The sequence below is a fragment of the Gordonia sp. HS-NH1 genome (genome assembly GCF_001418765.1).
Classification (GTDB): domain Bacteria; phylum Actinomycetota; class Actinomycetes; order Mycobacteriales; family Mycobacteriaceae; genus Gordonia.
The window spans coordinates 65,246-77,706 of sequence record NZ_LIYC01000001.1 but is presented as its reverse complement, the minus strand read 5'-3'; the positions used below and the strand labels follow the sequence as shown (position 1 = coordinate 77,706).

The following is a 12,461-nucleotide window of genomic DNA, read 5'->3' as shown; positions in this document are numbered from 1 at the left end:
GTGAGGCCCCGGCGGCCGGGACCTCCGCGCAATAGTACTGATTGCACCTGAGAATGGGTCTCAGCCAGGCGGCGGTTGTGACGGTTTTCGCAGTTCGGTTCAACCGCCGGAGTGCATGATCTCAGCGCCGGCCGGGATGACGTCCTCGTCCGGATCGTCGAGCCACCCGTCCGGCAGTGCGACCTTGGCCGGCGAACCCTGCCTACCGCGCGGGCCGTGGCCGTCGGACGGGAAGGGGGCGTCGGCGGGCAACTCGGCGAGCAGCTCACGCAGCTCGTCGACGCTGCCGACCAGCGCCATCCGCCGGCGGATCTCCGAACCTGCCGGGAAGCCGCGCAGGTACCAGGCGACATGCTTGCGGATCTCGCGGCAGCCCTTCATCTCACCGTGGTGATCGACCAGGAGTTGGCAGTGCCGGACCATGATGTCGGCGACCTCGCCCAGGTTCGGCGGCGTGGGGGCCGCGAAACCACCGAGTTCGGCCGCGAGTTCGGCGAACAACCAGGGACGGCCGAGGCAGCCGCGGCCGACGACCACACCGTCGCAGCCCGTCTGGTTCATCATCGCGACCGCATCGGCGGGTTCGAAGATGTCGCCGTTGCCGAGCACGGGCACCGAGGTCACGTGCTCCTTGAGCCGGGCGATCTCGTCCCAGTCGGCCTCGCCGGAATAGCGCTGCGACGCGGTGCGCGCATGGAGGGCCACGGCGGCCGCGCCCTCCTCCGCGGCGATCCGGCCGGCGTCGAGGTGGGTGCGGTGCTCGTCGTCGATGCCGATGCGGAACTTCACCGTCACCGGGATGTCGGTGCCCTCGGTGGCGCGGACGGCCGCGGCGACGATCTTGCGGAACAGGGTGCGCTTGTACGGGATCGCCGAACCGCCGCCCTTGCGCGTCACCTTGGGGACCGGGCAGCCGAAGTTCATGTCGATGTGGTCGGCGAGGTTCTCGTCGACGATCATCTTCGCGGCCTGGTACGTGTACTCCGGGTCGACGGTGTAGAGCTGCATCGACCGTGGATTCTCGTCGGGTCCGAAGGTCGTCATGTGCATCGTGACCGGATGCCGCTCGACGAGTGCGCGAGCCGTCACCATCTCGCAGACGTACAGCCCGGAGACGGTGCCGGTGCGGGCGAGTTCGAGTTCACGGCACAGCGTCCGGAACGCGACGTTCGTGACACCGGCCATGGGGGCGAGCACGACCGGGCTGGCCAGCTCGATCGAGCCGATGCGCAGCCCCTTCGAGACGCTCGCAAGCTTGCTCCTCAGGGAGCTGGGACCGGCGCTCGCAAGCTCGCTCCTCAGGGAGCTGGGACCGGCGCCTTCGGTGGTCGAAGGCGCCGGGTGCGTCGAGAGGGTGGTGCTCAGGATGCCTGCTGCTCCCGCTTCTTGGCCTCGCGGGCGAGCGAACGGTCGCGCATCTCCTCGAAGCGGATGGTGTCCTTCTCGAGCTGCTCGAGGAAGGCGGCGAGCTCCTCGCGGGTCTTCTCGCCCTCGCTGGTGAAGTCGTCGCGCTCGAAGACGTTCCACTTGCGCAGGACCGGCATGACGACCTCTTCGAGGTGCTGGCGCAGGTCGTAGATGCCGTGCTTGGCCATGAGCACGCCGTGGCGACGGAAGTTGGGCATACCGGCGCCGGGCATCTGGAAGTTGGTCACGATGTCGGTGACCGCACGCAGCGTCTGGTCGGGGGAGATGTCGAAGCCCGCACCGCAGATGTTGCGATAGAAGATCATGTGCAGGTTCTCGTCGGCCGCGATGCGCTGGAGCATCTTGTCGGCGATCGGGTCGTTGCAGGCCTTGCCGGTGTTGCGGTGGCTGACGCGGGTCGCGAGTTCCTGGAAGGTCACGTAGGCCACGGAGTGCAGGATGCCCAGTTCGTCGGCGTGCTCTTCGAGCTCGTCCACGCGCCCGGCGGCGGCCAGCATCGGGTCGTAACCGTTGGTCATGTGGATCATCCGCGCCTCTTCGAGGGCGACGGGATCGACACCGCGGGTGACCACGAGGTAGTCGCGCATGACGATGCCGTGGCGGTTCTCCTCGGCGGTCCAGCGACCGACCCAGTGTCCCCACGCGGAGTCGATGGAGAAGTTGTCGGCGATGACGCGGTGGTACGACGGCAGGTTGTCCTCGGTGAGGAGGTTCGTGATCATCGCGGCCTTGGCGACCTCGTCGAGCTGCGACTGCTCGGGGTCGTAGTCGACGCCACCGAGGGCGGCGAAGTTGCGGCCCTCGTCCCACGGCACGTAATCGTGGGGGTTCCAGTCCTTGGCGATCTTGAGGTGACGGTTGACGTTGTCCTCGGCAACCGGGGCCAGCTCCTTGAGAAGCTCGAGTTGCGTCAGCTCGCGTGCCATATAGATGTCCTCCGAACGGTGTCCGCGTATGTCATCGTGCGTGTGTCGTCGTCTGTATGTCGTCGTGGGTCGGTCCGCGTGCGCGGCCGGCTGCCACAGTCGTGGTTCCCGACGTCGTCGGTGGTACTCGCCGCCCCGGCGGGGGTGTGCGGTCCCCGCCGGACCGTGGGTGAGCCGGATGGGATGGTGCCACGGCCCCCGACGCCGATGGTCAAAGTCCTAGCGTACGGCACGCTCACCGGTGTCCCAAGTCCGTCGTGAGGGTGTCGTCGCAGCACCGGTGAACCGTTACCGACCGCCGGGGTGTCATCCGTCACCTCCGGAGCCCGGACCGGTGAAGCCGGATCCGGCCAGCTCGGCGGGGGTCAGCGCCGCGAGGCGAACATCGCGCCGGTGGTCTCCATCCAGGCCGCCGCGGATTCGTCGATGGTGCCCAGTTCGCGCGCTTTCTCACACCAGCGCATCGCCGCCCGCCCGAACTCCATCGGGTTGTACACGTCTTCCTCACAGCTCCAGCGCCCCTCACCGGCATAGGTGAGGATGGTGATGTTGGTGGCTGTGATGTGGGTCGAGTCACCGGGATCGCGCATCGGGTTGTCGACTTCGCAGATGACCCGGCCGGTCGGGGCGTCGACCACATGCCACAGCGACGGGAAACCGGTCATGTGGCTGCCGGGAAAGGAGGTCATGGTGCGCCAGATCCAGGCCCGGATCTCCTCGCGGCCGCGCATGGTGCCGAGCGCGTGTTCGATGTAGTCGGCGTCGTCGGTGAACAGCTCGGCGTAGCGATCCCAGTCCCGGCTGACGGCGATCTCGGCGACCGTGCGCTGGAACTGCGCGAACGCCTCGTCGAGTTCGGCTGCCGTGAACTGGGCCGGCGTGGCTGCGGTGATCGGTGGAGTCGGTGTCTCGGTGGTGTCCATCGTCGCCGATCGTAGAGTCCGAGGCGGCGTCGTCCACCGCGTTTCGCGACACTCGGTACCATTCGTGCCCAGCACAAACACCGCACACGGATCGGTGAGGACGTCATGTACCAGGTAGGGGACCTGATAGCGGGGTACCGCGTCCTCGGCGTGCTCGGACGCGGCGGTATGGGTGAGGTCTACCAGGTCGCCCACCCTCGGTTGCCGCGCGCCGACGCCCTCAAGGTTCTCCGGTCGGTACACGCCACCGATCCGGTCTTCCGCGCGCGTTTCGAACGCGAGGCCGACATCGTGGCGCCCCTGCATCATCCCAACATCGTCGCCGTCTACGACCGTGGCGTGTTCGAGGGTCTGCTGTGGATCGCGATGGAATACGTGCCGGGTACCGACGCCGCTCGCATGCTCGCCCGGGAGTCCCCCCTCGACCCCGGGCTCGCGTGCACGATCATCGCCGGAGCGGCGGCGGGTCTGGATGCGGCGCACCGCCGCGGGGTCATGCACCGTGACATCAAACCGGCCAACATCCTGATCACGCCGGGCGAGGCAGGAGACGACGGCGGCGTCGGCGGCCCAGAGGCCATCAAGCTCACCGACTTCGGCATCGCGCAGGTCCTCGACGAGGTCACCCACCTGACCGGTACCGGCATCACGATCGGCACCATGCGTTACGCCTCGCCGGAGCAGATCGAGGGGCTGCGCGTCGACGGCCGGAGCGACATCTACTCCCTGGCCGCCACCGCCTATGAATTGCTGACCGGTGCACCGCCTTTCGACTCGCCGTCACTGCACGGGCTGATGACCGCGCACATGCACCACGAACCTCCGTCCGCCAGCGCGCGCAACCGGGCGCTGCCCGCGGCCGTCGACCGGGTGCTCGCCCGGGCGATCGCCAAGGAGCCGGGTCGCCGTCACCCGACGGCCGGGGAGTTCGCGGCCGCGCTGGCCGACGTCTTCGACTCCCGTGCGACGCTCATCGGCCCTGTGGTGCAGCCCCATCCGCCGGAGGCCTCCGCGACCCGGGGTCCGGATGACGACCCCCCGGCCGGGTCGGGGTACGCCGGAACCGGCGTCGATGTGGGTGTTCGCCCGGCGATCTCCGACCCCGGCCCGGGCGGGGCGCTGCACGCGCCGCCGTCCGGGGTCGCGCCGGAACCCCCGCCGGCGTGGCCGTCCGACGACGATGCGACGCAACCGAATCCGGTCCGTCGGCCACGAAGCCTGATCGTGATCGGGATCGTGGCGATGCTCGTCGCCGGAATCCTGGGCGCCGGAATCGGTCTCGTGCGTATGTCGGCCACCGCGCTCGACACCCCGGACCCACCGGATGCGGAGGTCACCACCGCCGCCGTCGAACTGAGCTGGAACCACGTGGCCGGCGCCACCGGCTACGTGGTCACCCAGAACGACACCGTGATCTACTCCGGGCCGGCCACCGAGTTCACCGCGCCCCGGCCGGTGCCCGGCAGCTACACCTATCAGGTCGCCGCGCACGACGACGGCCGGATGTCGGACTTCTCGCGGAACTCCGAGCAGGTTGACGTGTTCATGACGTGGGGGCATCTGCAACCGATCGCCGACCTGTACCACGACCTGATCCCGGCGACACCGTTGAGCACCAACGGTTTCGACGCGATGCGCTGCTGGGGTGAGGACGGCGACCTCGCCTTCTCGTCGAGCAAGCGCACCGTCTCGTGCACCAGGGACGCCGACACCACGACCGGAGCCGGCAGTGCTGGACCGTCCGGTCCGGAGGTGGCCGCGTATCAGGTGATCGTCGACGCCTACGACACCCCGGAGGAGGCCGTCGCGTCGGCGAAGGTGACCGCCTACGACCTCCGCGGCGTCGACTACACGACGGCGCAGGGACACACCGGCACGCTGTACCTGTCGGACAAGCAACGCGAGCAGGGTCAGGCGATCCTCACGTTCGACGACGGCGACCATGCGCGGTCGGTGGTGTGGGTGGTCGTCCCGGGCAAGCCCGCGGCGGCCGCCGGGGATGTCCTGAAGAGGTTGCCGATCTGATGACCTCACCGACTTCGCCGACCCCGCCGACCGTCCCGGCCCGACCGCGGCGGACCGGCCCCGCGCCCTGGCTGATCGGACTGATCGTGCTGATCTCGGCGCTGGTGGCGGTCGGCGGATTCGCGGTGGTCCGTTCGGTGACGGCGCCGGACGCGCCGGACGCGCCCGGCGGGCTGACCCTGCAGGCGCGGCCCGGACGGGTGATCGCGACCTGGGATCCGGTCCCCGGGGCGTCCGCCTATCAGCTCCTCCGCGGCGACGGCTACGTCGTCCACCAGGGTCCGGAGACCACCGCCGAGGATGCGACCGTGAGTGCCGGGGAACATGCTTACCGGGTGGTCGCGATGCGCGGGGGCGTGTACTCCGAGGCCGGCCCGGTGCAGCGGGTTCGGACGGGAGCGAGCTGGGGAGAATTCGCTCCGCTCGTGGCGCAGTTCCCCGAGCTGCTCCCGCAGGCGCCCGACACCGCCGCGCAGTGGATGAACACCGAGTGCGTCCGCCGATACTCCGGGGGCCGGGACGAGGTCGGCCCCTCGGAGACCGGCGCGGGTCAGGTGCGCACCGTCTTCGTCGTCCGGTGTGCGGCGGGTTCGGTCGACCGGCCCTTCGGGGTGTTCTGGTTCGCCTCGAGGGATGCGCTGAACGCGGAGTACTCGCGTTCGTCGTCGACCTCGCGACCGGTGCGGTGGCGGCACGGGACGGGGTTGATCGACGAGAACGGTCGCGGCGTCTTCAAGATCACCGACGACCCGTCACGCGAACTGGCGATGATCGTCGTGCTCGAGACCGACGGTCAGGACATTCTCGACATGGTGGACTCACTGCCACTCTGACGGCCCCGGCGATCTGTCCCGATGTGGTGGTGGCGGTCGGCGGAACCGGCTCCGCGAGGGACACCGGGTGCGGCATGATGGCGTGGGGTGCCTGCGGGGTGGGTGCCCGACGCCGAGGAGAGGCTGAACTCATGCAGCGCTTGAGTGGACTGGACGCATCGTTTCTCTACCTCGAGACCCGTGCGCAACTGATGCACGTCATCGGCCTCTTCGAGATCGATCCGAGCACCATGCCGGACGAGTATCGGTTCGACAAGCTCCGGGCCGAGATGGAACGCCGCGTCGCCGCCATCCCGACGTTCCGGCGCAAGCTCGACAATTCGCTGCTCAACATCGACCACCCGGTGTGGATCGAGGACGAGGACTTCGACATCGAGCGCCACGTGCACCGTGTGGGTGTGCCGGCGCCCGGCGGCGCCGCAGAGGTCGCCGAATTGTGCGGTCATCTGGCCGGTCAGACCCTCGACCGCGGGAAGCCGCTGTGGGAGCTGTGGGTCATCGAGGGGCTCGCCAACGGCCGGGTGTGCGCGATGCTGCGGATGCACCATGCCGGGACCGACGGTGTCACCGGCGCCGACATGCTGGCCCAGATGTGCACGCTCACACCGGAACCCCCCGAGCTCGACGCCGACAAGGTCGGCGAGTCGGCGGGGCCGTCGTCGCGGGCCGCGATGGCGGCGGGCGGCGCCGTCAACTTCTTCGTGCAACGGCCGCTTGCCATGGTCAAACTCCTGCCCCGGACGGTCGGCGTGCCCATCGGGTGGCTCCGTCGCGCGCAACAGGATTCGGCGATGCCCGCACCGTTCCGGGCCCCGCGTACGCGCTTCAACGCGCCGATCACGCCGCATCGGAGCATCGCGGTGACGCAGTTGTCGCTCGACGACGTGAAGCGCGTGAAGGACCACTTCGACGTCAAGCTCAACGACGTCGTGCTCGCGATGGTCGGCGGTGCTCTCCGTACCTACCTCCTCGGCCACGATGAGCTTCCCGACCGGCCGCTCGTCGGGATGGTGCCGGTGTCCGTGCACGGAGCCGACGAGAAGGACCTCGTCGTGAGCGGCACCAACAAGGTCACCGGCATGTTCACGCTGCTCTCCTCCGACGAGTCCGATCCTGTTGCCCGGCTGCGAAAGCAGGCCGAACTGAGTCGCACCTCGAAGGCGCATCACGCGGAGATCGATGCGAACATCCTGCGGTCCTGGGCCCAGTTCGCCCCCGGCACAACGCTGTCCACCGTGATGAAGATCTACGGTGACCGCAACTGGGCGTCGGCCCACCCGCCGATCTTCAACGTCCTGGTGTCCAACGTCGCGGGACCGGACTTCCCGCTGTACTTCCTCGGCGCGCGCGTGACCGGCGTGTACCCGCTCGGCCCGATCATGCACGGACTCGGACTGAACATCACGGTCTTCTCCGCCGACGGCAACCTCAACATCGGCATCGTGGGGTGCACCGACCAGACCCCGGACCCCTCGGCCATCGCCGACGCGTTCGACGACGAGCTCAAGCAACTGCTCGCCGCCTGCGACTGACCGGCGGTGCGCCCGGCCTAGCTCCCGGGCGCACCGCCGGCCAGCTGGTCGAGCCAGACCCGCGCCGACGCATCCGACGGTGAACGCCAGTCGCCGCGCGGGGACAGGGACCCGCCCGAGCCGATCTTCGGCCCGTTGGGCATCGCCGAGCGCTTGAACTGGTTGCCCATGAAGCGCTTCAAGAACACTCCGAGCCAGTGCTCGATGGTCGCCTCGTCGTACTGGTTGCGTTTGTCCTCGGTCAGCAGATCCGACCACGGTCCGCGGGTGCGGTCACCCCACGCCTGCCGGGCGAGGTAGGCGATCTTCGTCGGGCGATAGCCGAACCGCGTCAGGTGGTAGAGGAAGAAGTCGTGCAGTTCGTAGGGGCCGACGGTGTCCTCGGTGCTCTGGATCCGGCCGTCGTCGCCGGCGGGCACGAGTTCGGGGGAGATGACGTCGTCGAGGATCTCCACCAGGGTCTCGGTGGTCTCCGCGGAGTGGTGACCGCTGGTGATCATCCATCGGATCAGGTGCTGGATGAGCGTTTTCGGCACCGAGCCGTTGACGTTGTAGTGCGACATCTGGTCGCCGACGCCGTAGGTGCACCACCCGAGCGCGAGCTCGGACAGGTCGCCGGTCCCGAGCACGATGGCACCGTTGGAGTTCGCGAGGCGGAACAGGTGCGAGGTCCGTTCACCGGCCTGCACGTTCTCGAAGGTGACGTCGTAGACCTTCTCGCCGCGCGCGTACGGATGGTCGAGGTCGGCGAGCATCTGTTCGCACGACGGCCGGATGTCGATCTCCGTGCCGCTCACACCGAGGGAGTTCATCAGCGCGTGGGCCCGCCGGAGGGTCGGGCCGCCGGTTGCGAAGCCGGGCATCGTGTAACCGAGGATGTTGGTGCGCGGCAGCCCGAGTCGATCGAAGGTGTCGACGGCGACGAGGAGCGCGAGCGTCGAGTCCAGACCGCCCGAGACGCCGATGACGATCTTCTCCAGACCCGTGGAGCGCAGTCGCTGGGCAAGCCCTTGCACCTGGATGGAGCGGACCTCCGCGCAGCGTTCGTCGCGGTCGGCGGAATCCGCCGGTACGTACGGAAACCGGGGGACCACCCGCCGGACGACGTCGTCGTCGTCGGACAGGTTCCCGAAGCTGAAGCCGATGCGGCGCAACGACTTCAGACGATCGGCGTGGTCGCCGACCTGGTCGCGCAGACTGATCATGCGCATACGTTCCTGCCGCAGCCGGTCGAGGTCGATGTCGGCGGAGATGATCTGGTCGGTCGTCGCGAACTGTTCGCTGCGGGCCAGGAGCGAGCCGTTCTCGGTGATGAGGGCGTCGCCGTCCCAGGCCAGATCGGTGGTCGATTCGCCGAACCCTGCGGCGACGTACACGTGGGCCGAGATGGTCCGCGCGGAATGTCCGGTGCAGAGATTGGTGCGGTAGCTCTCTTTGCCGATGGTGACCGGACTGCCCGACAGATTGGCCAGCACCGTGGCGCCGCCGAGAGCCGCCCACGTGCTCGGGGGGATCGCCACCCAGCCGTCCTCGCAGATCTCGACGAACAGTGCGAAGCCCGGGAGGTCGCGCGCCTCGAACACGAGGTCGGCGCCGAACGGCACCTCGTTGCCGCCGATCGACACGGTCGAAGGGATCGCGTCGCGTGCCGCGGCGAAGAAGCGCTGCTCGTAGAACTCCCGGTAGTTCGGCAGGTAGGACTTCGGGACCACTCCCAGCACGGCACCGTCGTGGATGACCGCGGCACAGTTGTACAGGCCGTCGCCGACCTGCACCGGCAGACCGACGCAGAGGACCGGCTTCAGTCCGGCGCTGGCGGCGACGACCTCATCGAGCGCGGCGCGACAGCCGTCGAGCAAGGCGTCCTGATGGAAGAGATCGTCGACGCTGTAACCGCACAGCCCGAGTTCGGGGAAGACGACCAGGCAGGCTCCGTCGTCGGCGGCCCGCGTCGCGAGCTCGATGGTGCGCGCGGCGTTGACCGCGGGCTCGGCGATCGTCAGGACGGGCACGGCTCCGGCGACCCGGGCGAATCCGTTTGCGTAGACAGACACTCCGACACCCTAATCGCGGGCGCGCCCCGATGCCTCCGCCGAGCGCATCGTCAAGAGCGCCACCAGGTGTCGTCGACCTCCACGGGGGTCGTGCGCTTGTGCCGGTTGCGGTGCCAGGCGGCCTCGATCTTCTCCGCGGCCTCGGCGGGGATCTCGCGACCCTCGAGGTAGTCGTCGATGTCGTCGTAGCGCAGGCCGAGCTCGTCCTCGTCGGTCTGACCGGCCTTCTCGTCGAGCAGGTCGGCGGTCGGGACCTTCTCCCACAGCTGCTGCGGCGCCCCGAGGTGACGCAGCAGTGCACGACCCTGCCGCTTGTCGAGCCCCGAGAGCGGCAGCACGTCGGCGGCGCCGTCGCCGTGTTTGGTGAAGAAGCCGGTGACGTTCTCCGACGCGTGGTCGGAGCCGATCACCAGCAGTCCCCGGTCGCCGGCCAGGGCGTACTGCGCGACCATCCGGTGCCGGGCCTTCGCGTTGCCCTTGGTGAAGTCGGACAGACCGGTGCCGGTGGCGCGTTCGATCTCGGCGTTGAGGGCGTCGACGCCGGGGGCCACGTTGACGGTCACGATCTCGTCGGCGGCCACGAACTCGAGAGCCGCGGCCGCGTCGTCCTCGTCGTGCTGCACCCGATAGGGGAGCCGGACGCCGACGAACACGGCCTCGCCGCCGTCGGCCCGGACGCGGTCGGCGGCCAACTGTGCCAGGCGTCCGGCCAGGGTGGAGTCCACCCCGCCGGAGATGCCCAGGACATAGCCTTTGGCGCCGGTCGCTCCGAGGTAGTCGGCGAGGAACCGGACGCGGCGCTCCACCTCCTCGTCGGGATCGATGGAGGGCTTCACCCCGAGGGCGTCGATGATGGTTCGTTGGATCTCACGCATGGTCCCAGTGTGCGTCATCGGTCAGTCCTCGCGCGGGATCCGCACGCCGACGAGGCGGGCCCCGGGGTCGGGGGCCATGCCGATGCGGTCCCACGGGTGGGTGACGGCGACAACCGCGTACGCCGAGGTGGGGAACCGTTCGATGAACCCGTCCGGATCGAGCGTCAGCGCGGTCTCGGGCATCCCGGGCGCGTGTCCGACGACGAGGATCGTCTGGGCGTCTGCCGGCGCGTGGAGGCGGATGGACTCGAGGATCTCCTCCGGCGCGCCGCCGTAGATGTCGTCGACGAAGGTCACCGGCGCGTCGATGCCGGTCCGGACCAGGGTCTGCCGCGTCCGCGTCGCCGACGAGCAGAGCACCGCGTCGACTCGCAGGCCCTCATCGGCCATCCATCGCCCGGCGAGCGCGGCCTGCCGGTCGCCCCGTTCGGCCAGCGGGCGGCCGTGGTCGGGCGTCCCGGGCGGGTAGCCCGACTTGCCGTGGCGCATGAGGATCAGCGTGCGGGCCCGGCTCATGCGGCGCCGTGTCGCCGGTCGCGGCTCCGGTGGCGCTGTCCGGACTCCGCATCCATCATCCGCAGCACTCGTACGGTGGCACGCCATGCCGAGGCCTCCTGGCGGAGGAAAGCCGCGTGCTCGTCGTCGCCGCGGGCCTCGGCCTCCTCGGCGGCGACATCGAACTCCAGATATTCGTCGACGGCGCAGGCGATGAACTCGCCCACCGAGTCGCAGTCGGTGCAGGCCACCTCGATCGCGGCGGCGTCGAGGGTGGCCAGCCGTTCCAGATCTGACCGATAACGCATGGGTTCGAATCTACGTTGTCCGGGCAGGTGGTGGGTGTTCCGACACCGCGAACATCACCTCGGGCGGCTCCGGCCGCGACCGCGTGCGCGAGGAGCCGCCGTTACCCTGGGGATCGTGCACACCTGGGTACCCGCGCTCTTCGCGGTGTTCGCCGCGCTGATGATCGCGGCCGGCACCGTGTTGCGTCAGCGCGCCTCCCGGGTGAGCGGGGCCATCACCCCGGGCTGGTGGGCGGGTGCCGCGATCGCGCTGTGCGGCTTCGGTTTGCAGGCATCGGCGCTGGGGCTCGGCTCGATCCTGCTGGTGCAGCCGCTCGTCGTGCTGGCGGTGCTGTTCGCGCTGCCGCTGGAGGCGTGGGCCGATCATCGGCACCCGGCCCGCGTCGAATGGGCATGGGGCGGGGTGCTGGTGGCCTGCGTGGTCACCTTCCTCATCGTGGCGCGTCCCGAACCCTCGATGAGGCGGCCCGACGCACTGCTGCTCTGGAGCACGGTGGGGGCGGTGATCGGTGTCGTCGTCGCGTTGGTGATCCTCGCGCACCGCTCGAGTCCGCACTACAAGGCGTTGTTCTACGGGCTGCTGGCCGGCATCCTGTTCGGCGTGTCGGCGCTACTGGTGAAGACGGTGATCTACCAGGTCACACACCATTTCTGGCGTACCTTCGTGCACCCGGAGATCTATCTCTTCGTGCTGGTGGTGGTGTGTGCGGTCATCGCGCAGCAGATGGGTTTCGGCGCCGGCGACCTGCAGACGTCGTTCCCGTCGATGACGGTGGCCGAGCCGGCCGTCGCGATGGTCCTCGGCGTGCTGCTGCTCGGCGAGAACCTGAAGGTGTCGGTGCCGACGGCGCTGTTCCTCGGGATCGTGCTCGCGATCATGGTCCGCGCGGTGTGCGAACTCGCGAAGCTGTCGGCCGTGCGCGGGTGGGAGCAGGCCGTGGCTGCGGAGGAATCCGCCGCAGAAGATGCCGCCGAGGATGCCGCCGCCGAGGATGCGGCTGCGGAAGAGTCCGCGGCGGGGGAGTCGGAAGCGGCGACGCGGCGGCCGGTGGCCTGACCACC

11 protein-coding genes are annotated in these 12,461 nt (G+C 69.2%); 4 read left to right on the top strand and 7 right to left on the bottom strand.

Annotated features, from left to right (window positions below):
• Window positions 1–99 precede the first annotated feature (99 nt).
• From dusB to AMD30_RS00270, 3 genes are all read right to left on the bottom strand, one after another.
• Window positions 100–1,233, bottom strand: coding sequence for a tRNA dihydrouridine synthase DusB (gene dusB / locus AMD30_RS00280; RefSeq protein WP_269432730.1), 1,134 nt, complete (start codon window positions 1,231–1,233; stop codon window positions 100–102).
• A 128-nt stretch (window positions 1,234–1,361) separates the two neighbouring features.
• Entirely contained in the window at window positions 1,362–2,354 is a 993-nt protein-coding gene (locus tag AMD30_RS00275) for an acyl-ACP desaturase (protein WP_010840598.1), read from the bottom strand.
• A 365-nt stretch (window positions 2,355–2,719) separates the two neighbouring features.
• Window positions 2,720–3,277, bottom strand: a complete 558-nt coding sequence (locus AMD30_RS00270; protein ID WP_055474365.1) for a nuclear transport factor 2 family protein — start codon at window positions 3,275–3,277, stop codon at window positions 2,720–2,722.
• A gap of 105 nt (window positions 3,278–3,382) precedes the next feature.
• Between AMD30_RS00270 and AMD30_RS00265 the strand changes: the two genes are divergently transcribed.
• From AMD30_RS00265 to AMD30_RS00255, 3 genes are all read left to right on the top strand, one after another.
• Window positions 3,383–5,302: a serine/threonine-protein kinase gene (locus AMD30_RS00265; RefSeq protein WP_010840596.1), complete on the top strand. Its 1,920-nt coding sequence runs from the start codon at window positions 3,383–3,385 to the stop codon at window positions 5,300–5,302.
• Window positions 5,302–6,135, top strand: coding sequence for a hypothetical protein (locus AMD30_RS00260; RefSeq protein WP_055474364.1), 834 nt, complete (start codon window positions 5,302–5,304; stop codon window positions 6,133–6,135). Before AMD30_RS00265 ends, AMD30_RS00260 begins: the two co-directional genes overlap by 1 nt.
• A 131-nt stretch (window positions 6,136–6,266) precedes the next feature.
• On the top strand, window positions 6,267–7,667 hold the full coding sequence (locus AMD30_RS00255; protein ID WP_010840594.1) for a WS/DGAT/MGAT family O-acyltransferase: 1,401 nt from the start codon (window positions 6,267–6,269) through the stop codon (window positions 7,665–7,667).
• Between the two features lie 17 nt (window positions 7,668–7,684).
• Here AMD30_RS00255 and AMD30_RS00250 read toward each other — a convergent pair whose 3' ends face one another.
• From AMD30_RS00250 to AMD30_RS00235, 4 genes are read right to left on the bottom strand one after another with little or no spacing between them, the layout of a single operon-like run.
• A complete protein-coding gene (locus AMD30_RS00250) occupies window positions 7,685–9,721 on the bottom strand; it encodes an NAD(+) synthase (RefSeq protein WP_055474363.1) in 2,037 nt (678 codons plus the stop codon).
• Window positions 9,722–9,771: 50 nt separating this feature from the next.
• Complete coding sequence (gene nadE, locus AMD30_RS00245; RefSeq protein ID WP_055474362.1) at window positions 9,772–10,596, bottom strand: ammonia-dependent NAD(+) synthetase; 825 nt, start codon at window positions 10,594–10,596, stop codon at window positions 9,772–9,774.
• Between the two features lie 21 nt (window positions 10,597–10,617).
• Window positions 10,618–11,112 (bottom strand): SixA phosphatase family protein, encoded by a 495-nt coding sequence (locus AMD30_RS00240; RefSeq protein ID WP_055474361.1) that lies wholly within the window; start codon window positions 11,110–11,112, stop codon window positions 10,618–10,620.
• A complete protein-coding gene (locus tag AMD30_RS00235; RefSeq protein ID WP_055474360.1) occupies window positions 11,109–11,399 on the bottom strand; it encodes a hypothetical protein in 291 nt (96 codons plus the stop codon). Before AMD30_RS00235 ends, AMD30_RS00240 begins: the two co-directional genes overlap by 4 nt.
• 115 nt (window positions 11,400–11,514) lie before the next feature.
• On the opposite strand from AMD30_RS00235, the gene AMD30_RS00230 reads away from it, so the two are divergent.
• Entirely contained in the window at window positions 11,515–12,456 is a 942-nt protein-coding gene (locus AMD30_RS00230; protein ID WP_055474530.1) for a DMT family transporter, read from the top strand.
• Window positions 12,457–12,461: the final 5 nt, after the last annotated feature.